Below are 12,845 nucleotides of genomic sequence, written 5' to 3' on the forward strand. Positions count from 1 at the left end.
CACACGGGTGATAAATTTCTTAAGCAAAGCTCTTCTGGCGGCTTGCAATGCCACGTTCAATCGCTGCCGCTGTCAGGCGGTCAATATCAAAGAAGTGGCGGATAATCTCAAGAAGACGAAGTTCTTCCTGGCTCAATGAACTATCAGATGCAGCAACTTCACATGCAAGTGCGTAAACAAGATCAATATGTGTTTCAGGCACTGCTTCAGCTACAAGGCCAAGTACAGCATCTAAGCCTTCTTCGCTTTGCATTAGATCCACACATGTATCTGTATCCTGGCGCAAACGCTCAATATTATAATCACGAAAGGCCGGCAGATAGCCAACAAGGCCTGTCATTCGGGTAAGTTCTGTATCAGATAGTTGTCCATCAGATGCGGCAACTGTCACCATCGTATAAACCAAAGCGGTTTCAGGGCTAATTGTAGACATACATAGCTCTCCTTTTCTTAAGGCGATTTATCGCCAATCAGTGACGGTATGTAAATGGATTTATTTAAAATAGGTAAAAGCGCTTTCGTTTAACCCATGAAGCTTCCGCCCAAAATTCTTTCGCTTCTTCAACCGCTGAAATTAAACCAAATTCCAACCATGTTTCTGAAACCAACTGTCTATTTAAGAGACATCTGTTTTCAATAATTTCCCGGTGCACTCCAAGGCATTTTATATTTTCCTCGCTTAGGCGACTAAGTACACCCTCAATTTCCTCGAGCTTATCTGATTTTGAAGCAAGAATGGAAATCGCACCACGTCCAGTTTCTTCATAAAACTTACCATGCCCTCCAAAACATTTTATCAGATAGGCCTGATACAGGTAAAACTCTGTAAACCCTTCCTGCATAAAGATTTCAGGGAAGTTTCTTTCATCTGTTTCAACAAGATCAGAAATCAAAGCTCTTACGATTTGAGTTTTGAAAAGAAAAGGGGGAACCGTAGGTAAAGCATTCTTAAAATTTTCAGGAAGGTCTGCTCCCAGATACATAAGGGCTTTATCAAACTGCTTTCTGAAATGGGAAACCAAAGCATGCTGGTAACTTTTAAGTTTACCCTCTTCTGTAAAGAAGTGTTGTTCCGTCACATTACGTATAAAATGGTTCTTACAATCGAGAACCAAATATTCTTCTGTTTCAACAACCTGACTAGCCATTAACTTGAGAATTTGCTGACTTCGCCAGCCTATCTTCTTTAGTTTTTGTCCTGCGACAGCATCATAAGAGTGCAGTTTCACCTTATCCTGCAGAAGCCCATAGTCCCCCAAAACATAGTTATCCAGAGATTTTGTAACAAAACGGTGCGCTCGGTCATTAACAATAATATGGATAGTACCAATCAGATCAGGCTCAACATATTTGGCAAGAGATCTAGCCTGAAGCCTAAGTAGATTCACCTCATCGCGATACGTAATCGTTACAATATCTAGCTGCCGGCTCACTTAATTAGTTCCTTCCGACGAAAAAAACTCCCGAACACTCTTTACAGCTTCCGCCAGACCAACTCGTTCAATTTCCACCCCTTCAGGCATTGCTTCCATCAACCGCGTTGGGGTTTGGCCGTCCAGCATCACAAACACGCCGCGATCATTCGCACGCCGCACAAGCCGGCCAAAAGCCTGCGCGAGCTTGAGACGGGTAAGCATTTCATCATAGTGCCTGCCGCCAAAAGCATTCCGGCGTGCTCTGTGCAAAATGGTTGGTCGCGGCCAAGGAACACGATCAAATACAATAAGACGCAGGCTATCACCGGGTACATCCACCCCGTCCCGCACAGCATCAGTACCTAACAGGCAGCTATTAGGATCATCTCTGAAAATATCAACAAGCGTTGCGGTATCCACGGGATCTACGTGCTGCGCATAAAGCGGCATGCCGTTTTCTTCCATGTTCCCAGCGATATATTCATAAGTTGTTCTGAGACGACTAATAGCAGTGAATAGCCCAAGAGCTCCACCGCCAGATGCCATAAAGAGTGCCCGGTATGCCGCCGCCACTTGAACAGCATCCATTTTATTCACATCACCAACTATCAACACCTTGGTAGATTTCGGGTAGTCAAAAGGGGACAAAACTGAAAGCCGCTTTGGCGGCACCATCAGATGCTGAGCACCTGTTCGCATATCAGCCGATTGCCAATCTTCCACTTCAGTCGCTTTGTCTCTCAACGTTGCGGATGTAATCAGGGTTCCGTGGGTTTCTGCAAGTACACATTCTGAAAATGGTTTGGTTGGGTCTATGAAATGGCGGTGATACCCGATATCCCGTTCGCGGCCATCAATACGCTCTATCTCAAACCAGTCAATAAAGCCCTCAGGCGATAGCTTTCCAAGGCCTTCAGCCATAGCAGCCCAGTTGGTAACAATCTCTGCGCGCTGTTTCAGCGACCTCGCTGAACTCTCTAACCGGCCACGAGAGGTGCTATCAAGTACATCAGAATCTTCATCTAGCCGTTTTATCAAAAGGTTTGAAAGCCCTGACATAGGCTGTGAAAGCGCAGCGAGCCCTTCAAACAGAGCTTGCCCCGCTTCCACCAATCCTTCAATTGGATCAGCGATTGAACACTCAATGGTATGCGGTCCCCGTCCATCAGCGCGGGTAAGCACTTGTGCCCTGATATGCATAAGGAAAGTTTCAAACCGCGTTACCGGAGCAGAACCCGCAACGCGGCCCATCCAGTTATCTGACGGTAACAAACGCGCAGCCTCAAGGGTTTCCTCTAGAAGCTTCTGTGCATCCATATCATCAGCAACAAGCTCTTCCAGCCGGCTTTTAAGCCCCCTTGCCCGTGTGCTGCCACCACTTTCTTTGCCTCTGATCCAGCGCCGGAGTTCGGCACCTTCAAGCCCGGATAAATTCAGGGAAAATGCACTATCTGCTGCATCAAAAACATGGTGTCCTTCATCAAACACCAAACGTTTTGGAAGATCAGGGTCTCCAATCCTCGAAACCGCTTGCGCAATCACCAGCGCATGGTTCGCTACCACAAGATCAGCATGTTTTGCTTTGCGGGCAGATTTTTCAATATAACAGCGCCTGAAATGTGCGCAGGCGGAATAGAGGCATTCACCCCTACGGTCAGTGAGCCCTGCAATACGCCCTACCCCAAAATGAGCACCAAGCCAGCTTGGAAAATCCCCACCGATCATATCACCGTCACGGGTATAACGTGCCCAGCGAGCTACAAGCCCGATCAGGATTTTATCCCGGTCTTCACCCTGATTTGGGTTAGTACGCATCATTACTGCACGGGTGGTTTCCTCAATATTCAGAAGGCAGGCGTAGTTTTCACGGCCTTTTCTGATAACTGCCCGTTTATCCTTAACCCGAGGGTCTGGATAAAGCTTGGAAAGCTCCTGATCCAGTTGCCTCTGTAGGTTTTTTGTGTAAGTGGATAGCCAAACGGCACCATCATTCCGTTCAGCCCAGCGGCTTGCGGGTGCGATATACCCGAGGGTTTTCCCTGTGCCGGTCCCTGCTTCAAGAAGTTGGATATTCGGCCCTTCAAGCATTTCACGCGGCCTGAACACATGGGTAGCAGCAGCAGCATAACGTTTTTGCCCTTCGCGCTGTTCTGATCCATTCCCCAAAAGTTCTGTGAGCCTTGAAAGGCTTTCCTCCGGTTCAATCGCTTCATCACCTGGCGGCGGCGGCGGTGCCCCATCTTCCCATTCAGGAAGAGATGTCCAGACCAGCAAACCATCTTCACGGCTATGGTCAGCAAATTCTTCCATATACCCAAGCGCAAGTGGGCCCCATGTCCAGCCCGCTTTGGCCATCATCATCAAAACCCGGCCGCCTCCAGCCCTGTAGCGGTAGGTTTCTGCCGCCATATCAGATAAAAGCCGCTCCGCAATCGTATGAAGAGCGAGGCAGATGTCTTCATGAGTGTCTGTGTTTTTATCAAGTACCAAAGCTTCAAGAAGGCCCTGTACTGTCGGCAAACAATAGCGAGCAGGCCGAACGAATGCGTATAATTCTAGCAGATCATATGCTCGTAGGTACGGCATACCAAGCCTGCGTGCCGCCATAACCCGGTTCACCAGCATATGCGCCTTTGTGCTTAGGCGTTTTGCTGCTGTTTCATGGTCAAGTTCTTCAAACTCGCCGTGTTCCGTAAGAATGGTGACAAAGCGCACGCCAACCACCGCCACAGGTATAGCCTCTAAGGAGGCTCCCGCACGGTCAGCTTCAACTACTAAATCCGGGCCAAATAAGTCAGACATGGGCGGAGCATAATGTTATGCATTCGTAAAAAACACCCGCTAATGTGATTTTATAGAATTTATGCCATAACATATTGGTGTTTTTCTTGACGAAAGCCCTTAGAAACCCTAGCTTCCGCGAGTTTTAAACCAAACAGAAACCTATAAATAACGGTGACGCTTATGACAAAAGACGTAGATTTAGCTCTATCCAGCAACGCTTGGCCTTTCAAGGAAGCAGAAAAGCTGGTCAAACGCTATAAATCTGGCGCGCCGGAAAAGGGATATATTCTGTTTGAAACAGGGTATGGCCCATCAGGCCTGCCGCACCTTGGTACATTCGGCGAAGTCGCCCGCACAACAATGGTGATGCGTGCCTTCCAGGAAATTTCTGATATTCCAACAAAACTTATTTGTTTCTCAGATGATATGGATGGCCTTCGGAAAGTGCCAACAAACGTGCCAAACCAAGAACTTCTTGAAGGTGCGCTAGGTAAGCCTCTCACTGAGGTGCCAGACCCGTTCGGTACACACAATAGCTTTGGTGAGCATAATAACGCACGCCTGCAGGCTTTCCTTGATCAGTACGGGTTTGATTACGAGTTTTACTCCGCAACTGAATGCTACAAATCAGGCCGCTTTGACGAGACGCTACTAAAGCTTTGCCGCAACTATGACAAAGTAATCAAAGTGATCTTACCAACGCTTGGTGAAGAGCGCCAGCAAACATACAGCCCGTTCCTGCCGATTGACCCAGATACAGGCCGCGTGCTGCAGGTTCCTGTTCGTGTGGAAGATCCTGAAAAGGGCATCATCAGTTTTGAAACAGAAGCGGGTGAGCGCATCGAAGTGCCAGTAACCGGCGGTAATGTGAAATGCCAGTGGAAAGTTGACTGGGCTATGCGCTGGGATGCCCTTGATGTGGATTACGAGATGGCGGGTAAAGATCTGGATGAAAGTGTGAAGCTTTCTTCTATCATCCGTCGTATCCTTGGTGGCCAACCACCAGAGGCGCTGAGCTATGAGCTGTTCCTTGATCAGGAAGGCAAAAAAATATCCAAATCCAAAGGGAACGGTATCTCTATTGAAGAATGGCTCGCTTACGCAAGCCCTGAGAGCCTATCGCTTTACATGTTCCAGAGCCCACGGAAAGCGAAACGCCTGTATTTTGATGTGATCCCAAAGGCTGTAGACGAATATTATACTTTCCTGGCGAAGTACCAAACACAGGAACTGGCAGACCGCTATAAAAACCCTGTATGGCACATCCATGGTGGTAATGTTCCGTCAGAAAGCCTGCCTGTAAGCTTCGCGCTGCTTCTGAACCTCGTTTCTGTGGCAAATACAGAAGAGAAAGAAGCGCTTTGGGGCTTTGTGAGCAAATATGCTGAAGGTGCAACCGCAGAGAAATTCCCGGCACTTGACCGCCTGATGGATTACGCACTCAAATATTATGAAGACTTTGTAAAACCAACAAAGAGCTTCCGCTTGCCAAACGAGCAGGAAAGCAAAGCGTTTGAAAGCCTCATCGGCCGCCTTGGCGCACTTGACGCAAATGAGACAGACGCTGAAGTGATCATGACAGAGGTTTACTCAGCTGGTAAAGACGCTGAATTTGAAAACCTGCGTGAATGGTTCAAAGCCTGTTATGAAGTACTTCTTGGCCAAAGCCAGGGCCCACGTATGGGTGGCTTCTTTGCGCTGTACGGTCTTGAAGATAGCATTAAGCTCGTAAAAGCAGGCCTTGCTGGAGAGCTGGCAGCATAACGCTTGGCACATAAACGAATACTGAAAAGCCCGGCAGAGTTACCGGGCTTTTTTATATTTAATCGCAGGCTTTAACGTTTTTTCCCGTATTAAAGCTTTTAAACTCAAACCCGGTTTTTCCATTCCATTTCACAAAGGAAAGATCGAGAACACCATCCCCTGCTCCATTGAAACGTGTAAGGTTATCTTCGCTGAGAAAACCCTGTTGAACGCAGTGGACCTTGGTGGAACCGTGGATAAGAAGCACAGGCTTTTCATAAGCCGCAGCTTTTTCTTTCAGGTTTTGTATAAAGCTCGCATAGGGATCACAGTTTTCCTGAAGACCACTCCCACAAGCTTCTTTACCAAGAAAAGAGGAATCCTCTGTAACATCAGCATGAATAAACACCACCATACCATCTGCCTCAGCAGCAGCATGGAAGCTTTCTTCAAGCCAGGCTTTGTTTTTGGCGTCTCTTAGATCAACAGCTATCAGGATTTCATTTTTGTTGTTCGCCACAACTTCTTCACGCCCGTTCCCCGTACCAACAATATGCTGTGTGGTGACATAAAGATTTTGATACTGAAAACGAACAAGTTCCGGATAGCTGGTATCCCGGTTAATATTCATAGTCGTGCGGTTTTCAGGTAAATAATCACTGCGGTAAGCTCGTTCACGGATTTCATAGAGCTTTGCCAGCTCATTATCGCCCTTACGGTCACAGTCAGTCCAGTCATTATCACCGAGGGTCAGAAAAACAGGCTTTTCAGTAATACTAAAAATGGCGCTAAGGTTTTCTTCGTAACGCTTTTCACTACAGCGTTTACCACCGCTTTTCATATCACCAAAGAAAAGAGCGAAAGGAATATCAGAAGCTTTCAGCTTTTTAGCAGCTTGTTCCAGATAATTAATCTGGCTACCACCATAAGGCATGTCACCAAATGCAAGGAATTCAAACCCCTTCTGATCATCTGCCAACACGGATGTTACCCCTAGTGCTGACACGGCCAAACCAGTTAATGCCTGTTTCATGATATCCTCCACACAAAAATCAACCCGCAGAATATGCAGGCTGATTATAATTATTTTGTGGGACTATAAGCCCTATTCAGGCTGAAAGATATCTTCAATTGCGCATTCAAAAATTCGGGCAAAACTGAAGGCAAGTGGCAAGCTGGGGTCATATTTCCCGCGTTCGATTGAATTAATCGTTTGCCGCGATACGCCAATTTTTTCAGCCAAAACCTGTTGGCTCCAGTCTCTTTCAGCGCGTAAAACTTTTAAGCGGTTTTTCATTCGTATTTTCTCGCAACATAAGCTTGCGCCAGTCCTTGCACGCCCATCATCATTGGCATCACCCAAATAATAGGCAATTTAGGGAACCCAATTCCTTCGAGAAAGCCATAGGCAAAAGTACTGAAACCCACAAGTAAAAAGCTGATCAGTGTCGCTTCCATTGCCTTCTTACGCTGAAGCTCATCCCAGCTTCTAGAGAACTCTAAAGCAGCTCGAAGAACCAGAAACACAGGGAACATCGGTAGAAGGGCCAAGATAATCTGTTGCCACTGTGGGAATTCGATTTGCTTCAGGGCGATATTTACTCCTATCAGGATAAAAGCATACGCCGAGAAGGCCAAAACCATTGATTTCATATATTTCTTTGCAGGTGTTGTCATGGTTTCCCCCTATTTTAGAAACGTTTCTAGAGCTGCTGTAAACACTTCTGGCTGATCAATCATAATGAAATGAAAGCTATCATCCACCATTTGCAGTGTGAAATTTTTAACGCCGCTATATTGGTCAGCATAAAAAGCCGTAAGTGCATCTTTTTTAAGAGGCATCTGCTCCGCTGTTGCCGCAAGCATAAGGACTTCTGCTTTTATTGTTGGCAAACTATCGCGGTAATCTGTTCCAAATGCTTCAGAGAAAGCGGTAGCGACTGTTGCCTGATCAGACGTTTCAGACCATTCCACAAGAGTTGGAATAAACTCAGGCGTGTTTGAAAGAATACGCAAACCCATTTTCTGCTGCTGATCATATGCATCACGCGGCATATTCATCATCGCTGTTTTCATATATCTAGCCTGTGTTTTAGCGGCATCTGGTGAAATACCAGCCACGAACAAACCAGCCATAAAAGGTGCGCTATCCACTACCACTACCTTTTCAATCATCTCAGGCGCAGCATTCGCAAGCATAAGAGACATCAATCCACCAATGGAATGGCCAACTACCTTTACATTTTCAGCATTGTTTTTCTTAAGCTCTGAGCGAACTTCTTCCACTGTTTTCGCAAGGAAACCATCAAGTTCTGCTCTTGGGGCAACGCCTGCAAACCCAGGTGCAGTCACCACAAAAATATTGTGCGTTGCTTCAAACTGCTTCACCCACGGCTGCCAAAGCTCACCGCTTGAAGCAAGCCCAGGAATGAAAACAAGGGTTTCACCACCTTTGTTTCCAAACTGTTCTATATCCGCCTTCGCCATATCTGAAATCATGCCAAAGGCAAGGAATGCAACAACCGCTATTCTTATCATCAAGCATTTCATTATATGATCCTCCTGTCGTGACTACCTGTCATAATGTCTAGCTTGCTTTACATATAAGCACACACGACATTATGTCAAGTATATTTGTCATTATGTAAAATATCACGCCAAAACATGACAAACCCCACCATTGAGTGGGGTTTGTATTGATCGTTAGAAATGTTGAAACACACCGAATTTCATATGATGTTTTCTGTTGGAAAGAAAAAGTACTCCCATAGTAAGTACCAAAAGGGCCACTTCCCCCATAGGGAAGGCATACCAAAGTCCTTTCGCTCCCCATACATTCACCGCTATGAATAAAAGAGGAACAGTAAACAGATAAGGTTTGGAAATACCGAGTATGGCAGCTTTTCCTGCTTTCCCTATCGCCTGAAAGTACATGGCTATCATCATAAGGGGGCCAGAGATAAAAAAGGCACTGACCATAATAGGTAAAACCCGAGAAACTTCAGCTATCACTGATGCTTCACTAACAAATATTTCACCAATCTCTGCCGGGAAAAAGGTGAATAGTATCTGAGTAGATACCCCATACAGGCCTGCTATTATCAATGCTGCTTTTAAACCTCGGTCACTTCTTTCCCAATTCCGGGCGCCATAATTGGTCCCCACAATAGTTTGCATTGCCTGCGCCAAACCAAGCAGCGGAAAGAAAACAAATGTCATAACCCGGGTAATAATACCGTACGCAGAGACAGTGGTCGTATAGGTATCGGAAGGCGTTCCCTGAAGAGCAAACAAGATCACTGTAGAAACCAAAGCCATTCCCATAAAATTCAGGCTTTGCGGAATGCCTAGCCCTATTATTGCCTTCCAACCAACAACAAGCTTATTTCCGAATAAAACCGCAGGACTAATTAGCTGTTCATCTTTCATTCGAAAGTAAAAAATAAGAAACAGAGCCAATATTTGAGCGGTAACCGTTCCATAAGCTGATCCAGCAACACCCCAATCCATCTCAACAATAAAGATATAGTTAAACCCTATATTCAAAAGCGATACGGCCAAGCTTCCACCAGCCATTAAGCCTAAACGTCCTTCATTTCTGAGAGCATCAGAATTCACCGATAGAAAAAATAATATCGGCGTGAAATAGATATTAATCCCGAGATAAAGGTGTGCTTGTTCTGCGATATGGCCATTCCCTGCAACAACAAGAGCAACAGCAAAGTCACCAAACAGGTAAAAACCAGCTATCAATACAAAACTGATAAAAACTGTCAGTCCGTGAGCGGATGTAAAAACCTGTTCAGCCTCAGCTTTCTTACTGCCGCCTAGGCTTCTTGCCAGTAAACTGGCCATACCTGAAGATACAAGCACAGAAAGAGCAATGATCATCATATAAGCTGGAAAAACGGCCGTCACCGCTGCAAGTGCATCTGCACCAACATACCACCCAAGAAACATAGCATCAGCAACGGCTACCAAGCCGTTGAGTACCATTACGAATATAATGGGAATTGCCGTTTTGGCATAAAGAGTGCCCATTGGCCCTCTGGTAAAATCAACATTCAACGTTGAAGACATATTCTGTTCTCCTCACGCATCAAACGCCTCATCAGGATAGGGCCCGCGTTGCCATCCTTTGCGCGATGCAAAGAAGAAAACAAAATAAATCAAAGATAGAACTTCACCGAAATATGCGGATGGCAGGTGTTCTATAACCAAGCCTTTAGCTAGGAAAGCCCCCGCTTTTTGTCAAGCAATCAAATAAAAAAGCCCTGCAGAAATACAGGGCCTTCTAAGCTTTGTTATTGGCTGAAGTGCCTTAGGCTTCAGTATCTACTTTAGGAGCACCACCTTTAGCAACACCCACCATTGCAGGACGTAGGAGGCGATCTTTAATCACATAACCTGCTGCAACAACCTGCATTACAGAACCATTTGGATGATCTTCTGTTGGCACTTCGAACATAGCCTGGTGGAATTTATGATCGAACTTCTCACCAACCTCTGGCTCAATTTTCTTGATGCCGTATTTTTCCATGGTGTTCAGAAGCTCACGCTCTGTCATCGCCACGCCTTCAACGAAGGCTTTCATATCATCAGAAACTTCTTCCGGTTGGCTATCAAGCGCACGGCGCAGGTTATCGCCAACATTCAGCATATCACGAGCGAAGTTGGTTACAGCGTAAGCACTGGCATCCTGCTTATCTTTATCAGCACGGCGGCGTACATTTTCTGTTTCCGCAGCGGAGCGCAGCAGGCGATCTTTAAGATCAGTTACTTCAGCCTGAAGCTTGGCGATTTCTTCCGCGTCAGCACCATCGGCAAAATCAATCTTTTCATCATCTTCAACGATCTGCTCAGCAGCATCGATTTCTTCTTGGGTCAAGCCTTCGTCTGCAGCTTCTTGTTTTTGTTCGTCAGTCATCTCTAATACTCAGTTTAGCCTTACAAAAGGCGGCTTACCACTTGGGCGGTGTAATCAACCATCGGGACAATGCGTGCATAATTCAGCCGTGTCGGACCAATGACCCCAATCACACCAACAATTTTATTTGCACCGTTCATATAGGGAGAAACAACGACAGATGAACCCGAAAGGGAAAATAAATTATTCTCTGCCCCAATAAACAGGCGCACTCCGCCCCCGTCTTTGGCGAGTTCCATCAATTTGATCAAGTCTTTTTTACGCTCAAGCTCTTCAAAAAGGTGTTTTACCCGCTCCAGGTCATCCGCGGCCCCTACATTCTGAAGTAAATTGGATTGCCCGGATACAATAAGCGATGCCGGATGCTCTTCGCCACCAGCCCAAACAGCAAGCCCGCTTTCCACAATTCTGGATGTGAGCCCATCTAGTTCTGCCTGTCTGCTGGATAGCTCCAACTGGATGGCAGCTTTCATTTCTTCAAGGCTTTTCCCCACAAGGCGGCTATTCAAATAATTACCCGCCTGCACAAGCGCAGATGGCGGCAAGCCGATGGGGAGATCAATAATCCTGTTTTCAACCGCACCATCTTCTGAAACAAGCACAACAAGAGCTCGGTTTGGTGCGATAGAGACAAACTCAATATGCTTCACTGCAAGCTCTTGCTTTGGCACCATTACAAGGGATGCACACTGGGAAAGGCCAGATAAAGCCTTTGAAGCCTCACCAAGTACATCTTCAACAGAGCGGCCTTCCTGTGCACACTTACCTTTAATAGATTCTCGTTCGTCTTTCGTGAGGTTACCCACTTCCATCAAACCATCTACAAACAAACGGAGACCAAGGTCTGTGGGGATACGGCCCGCTGAGGTATGCGGGGAAATAAGAAGCCCGGCTTCCTCCAGATCAGCCATGGTGTTTCTAATGGTTGCTGGCGAAACAGAAATACCCTCCGTGCGGCTAAGAGTCCGCGAACCAACCGGATCGCCGGTATCCAGATAGGTTTCAACTATCTGCCGGAAAATGGTAATTGACCGTTCATTAAAACTGGAAAGCGACATAGAAAACCAAACCAATCTCTGCAAGCATCAGAGGCCTATCCTAAAAAGCATATATAAGCGCGTCAATTAAGAGTTCCAGCCCTTCTATCCTTTGACGGGAAGCCCTTCTCACTGTAGAAGAAGCATCAATAAAAATTATCTCTTACTTGAAGGACAAGACATGCGACCAAGCGGACGTGCCGTTGATGAAATGCGCCAAATTGAAATGATCCCTGGATTTTCAAAACATGCGGAAGGCAGCTGCCTCGTAAAATTTGGTGATACGCATGTGCTGGTAACAGCAACCTTTGAAGAAAACACACCGCCATGGCTTAGAAACACTGGTAAAGGCTGGATCACAGCGGAATATGGCATGCTGCCACGCTCTACGCACAGCCGCATGAACCGTGAAGCAGCCAAAGGTAAACAAACAGGCCGGACACAGGAAATCCAACGTCTTATCGGCCGGGCAATGCGCGCGGTTGTTAACCTTGAAGATCTCGGTGAAAAACAGGTTCGCATTGACTGTGATGTAATTCAGGCCGACGGCGGTACACGCACAGCCTCTATCTCTGGCGCGTATGTTGCTCTCCACCAGTGTCTTACCTGGATGTATAACGAAGGCCATATGGCAAAGATGCCGCTAATTGACAGCATTGCTGCTATTAGCTGCGGTATTTACCAAGGTACGCCAGTACTTGATCTGGATTATGATGAAGATAGCGCTGCAGAGACAGATGCTAATTTTGTTCTGACGGGTAAAGGCGGCATCGTGGAAATTCAGGGTACTGCAGAAGAAGAACCATTCAGTGAAGAAGAATTCCTCCGTCTCCTAAGGCTTGCGCGTATGGGCTGTGACACCATTGGTAAAGCTCAGCAAGAAGCGATTAAGGAATACACCTAATGGCCCGCAAGTTTGATGGTAACAAACTGATCATC

Annotated in this window: 12 protein-coding genes; 2 read left to right on the forward strand and 10 right to left on the reverse strand. The window is 46.4% G+C overall.

All coding sequences use genetic code 11. From position 1 onward, the window contains the following. Positions 1–19 precede the first annotated feature (19 nt). From MF542_RS11670 to MF542_RS11680, 3 genes are all read right to left on the reverse strand, one after another. Positions 20–433, reverse strand: a complete 414-nt coding sequence (locus tag MF542_RS11670; protein WP_247019530.1) for a tellurite resistance TerB family protein — start codon at positions 431–433, stop codon at positions 20–22. Between the two features lie 64 nt (positions 434–497). Beyond that, the gene (locus tag MF542_RS11675) at positions 498–1,433 is read right to left on the reverse strand and encodes a DUF6492 family protein (protein ID WP_247019539.1); all 936 of its coding nucleotides are present in this window, start codon (positions 1,431–1,433) and stop codon (positions 498–500) included. Beyond that, positions 1,434–4,217 carry an ATP-dependent DNA helicase gene (locus MF542_RS11680; protein ID WP_247019541.1) on the reverse strand — a complete coding sequence of 928 codons (2,784 nt, stop codon included), beginning with the start codon at positions 4,215–4,217 and terminating at the stop codon, positions 1,434–1,436. 162 nt (positions 4,218–4,379) lie between these two features. On the opposite strand from MF542_RS11680, the gene MF542_RS11685 reads away from it, so the two are divergent. After that, positions 4,380–5,963, forward strand: coding sequence for a lysine--tRNA ligase (locus tag MF542_RS11685; protein ID WP_247019544.1), 1,584 nt, complete (start codon positions 4,380–4,382; stop codon positions 5,961–5,963). A gap of 58 nt (positions 5,964–6,021) precedes the next feature. Here the strand turns inward: MF542_RS11685 and MF542_RS11690 are convergent, their stop codons facing one another. The 7 genes from MF542_RS11690 to hrcA form a co-directional block, all read right to left on the reverse strand. Next, positions 6,022–6,975 carry a metallophosphoesterase gene (locus tag MF542_RS11690; protein ID WP_247019546.1) on the reverse strand — a complete coding sequence of 318 codons (954 nt, stop codon included), beginning with the start codon at positions 6,973–6,975 and terminating at the stop codon, positions 6,022–6,024. A gap of 72 nt (positions 6,976–7,047) precedes the next feature. Next, a complete protein-coding gene (locus tag MF542_RS11695) occupies positions 7,048–7,239 on the reverse strand; it encodes a helix-turn-helix transcriptional regulator (RefSeq protein WP_247019548.1) in 192 nt (63 codons plus the stop codon). Next, the gene (locus MF542_RS11700; protein WP_247019557.1) at positions 7,236–7,619 is read right to left on the reverse strand and encodes a hypothetical protein; all 384 of its coding nucleotides are present in this window, start codon (positions 7,617–7,619) and stop codon (positions 7,236–7,238) included. The genes MF542_RS11695 and MF542_RS11700 overlap by 4 nt, the downstream gene beginning before the upstream one ends. A 9-nt stretch (positions 7,620–7,628) precedes the next feature. Further along, positions 7,629–8,492, reverse strand: coding sequence for an alpha/beta fold hydrolase (locus MF542_RS11705; protein ID WP_247019559.1), 864 nt, complete (start codon positions 8,490–8,492; stop codon positions 7,629–7,631). Positions 8,493–8,645: 153 nt separating this feature from the next. Beyond that, positions 8,646–10,022, reverse strand: coding sequence for an MATE family efflux transporter (locus MF542_RS11710; RefSeq protein ID WP_247019561.1), 1,377 nt, complete (start codon positions 10,020–10,022; stop codon positions 8,646–8,648). A 241-nt stretch (positions 10,023–10,263) separates the two neighbouring features. Next, positions 10,264–10,869: a nucleotide exchange factor GrpE gene (gene grpE, locus MF542_RS11715; RefSeq protein ID WP_247019569.1), complete on the reverse strand. Its 606-nt coding sequence runs from the start codon at positions 10,867–10,869 to the stop codon at positions 10,264–10,266. A gap of 20 nt (positions 10,870–10,889) precedes the next feature. Next, positions 10,890–11,927 carry a heat-inducible transcriptional repressor HrcA gene (hrcA, locus tag MF542_RS11720; RefSeq protein WP_247019571.1) on the reverse strand — a complete coding sequence of 346 codons (1,038 nt, stop codon included), beginning with the start codon at positions 11,925–11,927 and terminating at the stop codon, positions 10,890–10,892. 160 nt (positions 11,928–12,087) lie between these two features. Between hrcA and rph the strand changes: the two genes are divergently transcribed. Then, positions 12,088–12,810 (forward strand): ribonuclease PH, encoded by a 723-nt coding sequence (gene rph, locus MF542_RS11725; protein WP_247019579.1) that lies wholly within the window; start codon positions 12,088–12,090, stop codon positions 12,808–12,810. The last annotated feature ends 35 nt before the right edge of the window (positions 12,811–12,845 follow it).

Source organism: Kordiimonas laminariae, from assembly GCF_023008165.1.
GTDB classification, from domain to species: Bacteria; Pseudomonadota; Alphaproteobacteria; order Sphingomonadales; family Kordiimonadaceae; genus Kordiimonas; species Kordiimonas laminariae.

Coding starts and splice junctions, on each gene's coding strand:
- MF542_RS11670 (WP_247019530.1), bottom strand. CDS start 433: ATGTCTACAATTAGCCCTGAAACCGCTTTGGTTTATACGATGGTGACA.
- MF542_RS11680 (WP_247019541.1), bottom strand. CDS start 4,217: ATGTCTGACTTATTTGGCCCGGATTTAGTAGTTGAAGCTGACCGTGCG.
- MF542_RS11685 (WP_247019544.1), top strand. CDS start 4,380: ATGACAAAAGACGTAGATTTAGCTCTATCCAGCAACGCTTGGCCTTTC.
- MF542_RS11690 (WP_247019546.1), bottom strand. CDS start 6,975: ATGAAACAGGCATTAACTGGTTTGGCCGTGTCAGCACTAGGGGTAACA.
- MF542_RS11695 (WP_247019548.1), bottom strand. CDS start 7,239: ATGAAAAACCGCTTAAAAGTTTTACGCGCTGAAAGAGACTGGAGCCAA.
- MF542_RS11700 (WP_247019557.1), bottom strand. CDS start 7,619: ATGACAACACCTGCAAAGAAATATATGAAATCAATGGTTTTGGCCTTC.
- MF542_RS11705 (WP_247019559.1), bottom strand. CDS start 8,492: ATGAAATGCTTGATGATAAGAATAGCGGTTGTTGCATTCCTTGCCTTT.
- MF542_RS11710 (WP_247019561.1), bottom strand. CDS start 10,022: ATGTCTTCAACGTTGAATGTTGATTTTACCAGAGGGCCAATGGGCACT.
- grpE (WP_247019569.1), bottom strand. CDS start 10,869: ATGACTGACGAACAAAAACAAGAAGCTGCAGACGAAGGCTTGACCCAA.
- hrcA (WP_247019571.1), bottom strand. CDS start 11,927: ATGTCGCTTTCCAGTTTTAATGAACGGTCAATTACCATTTTCCGGCAG.
- rph (WP_247019579.1), top strand. CDS start 12,088: ATGCGACCAAGCGGACGTGCCGTTGATGAAATGCGCCAAATTGAAATG.